Below are 1,330 nucleotides of genomic sequence, written 5' to 3'. Positions count from 1 at the left end.
TTAGGGGCTTGCAATTAAATATAACCCCAGTTATCCTAGAAGAGTAGGAACCAAAAAATCTGACATAAGTGGTTGTGACTTCTGTAAGTGGGATGCTAAAAATGATTTTGAGTGAGCCAGTTAAATTAACATTCAAAGATGCGGCCAAAAAACTGACAGGCTATCGCCGTCGAGACTTTATGGCAAAAGTGGCTGAAGACTACTTTAATGGTTCATCCCGAAAAGTAGAAACATTTATGGGGTGGAATCGATCCAGTGTTCAACTGGGCTTACATGAACGACGAACCGGGTTGATTTGTGTTGATAATTACCGGGGACGAGGGCGACACAAAAGTGAAATCTTACTGCCAAATTTAGAAACGGATATTCGTTCTTTAGTAGAGCCAGAGTCCCAGGCAGACCCCAAGTTTCAATCGACATTTTTGTATGCTCGGATCAGTGCCAAGGCGGTATTATCCGCATTGGTGACTCAGAAAAACTACGACCCACAGCAATTGCCTTCTCGTCAGACAATTGGCACGATTTTAAATCGAATGGGGTATCGCCTAAAAAAACACAAAAAACTAAGCCCTTGAAAAAAATACCCGAAACAGATGCCATTTTTGAGAATGTATTGAAGGAGAATCAAGCCTCCGATCTAGATGTTAATTCTCTACGAATATCAATCGATACCAAAGCCAAAGTCAAAATTGGCAACCTGTCACGGGACGGTAAAGCGCGAACCCTCGAACCGAAATCGGCTGATGATCATGATACGAAGTGGCAAGCCGTATTAGTCCCCTTTGGAATTCTGAATACTCAAAATGACCAATTATCTATTTATATGGGGCAGTCTGCTGAAACCACTGATTTTATCGTCGATTGTCTAACGGATTGGTGGCAAAACAACCAATCTGATTACACCGAACTGGAAGAATTGGTGATTGACCTTGATGGTGGCCCATCAAATAGAAGTAATCGAACACAATTCATCAAACGTATCATTGAGTTATCTCAAAGAATTGGTTTGAGAATTAGACTAATTTACTACCCGCCGTATCACAGCAAGTATAATCCAATTGAACGCTGTTGGGCAGCACTTGAAAATTATTGGAATGGTGCTATTTTAGATGCAGTTGAAACAGCCGTCAACTGGGCATCTAACATGACATGGAAAGGAATTAATCCCATTGTAAACTTAATTGAGACAACTTATGAGAAAGGCGTAAAAGTCTTACCTCATGAGTTAAAACAATATTTGCCCTCATGGCAACGTTCTGAAACTTTACCAAAATGGGATATCACGATTATCCCATTTTGACTGGTATTTTATTTGTCCGCGAGTCCCTTA

General features: G+C 40.6%; 1 pseudogene. It reads left to right on the top strand.

The annotated features are described in order from the left end of the window. Nucleotides 1-92 precede the first annotated feature (92 nt). A pseudogene (locus JGK22_RS33410) lies at nt 93-1,300 on the top strand (ISAzo13 family transposase). The last annotated feature ends 30 nt before the right edge of the window (nt 1,301-1,330 follow it).

This window comes from Microcoleus sp. PH2017_08_TRC_O_A (genome assembly GCF_020738665.1).
Lineage (GTDB): Bacteria > Cyanobacteriota > Cyanobacteriia > Cyanobacteriales > Microcoleaceae > Microcoleus.
The sequence above is the reverse complement of the archived record's forward strand: the minus strand, read 5'-3'. Positions and strand labels throughout refer to the sequence as shown.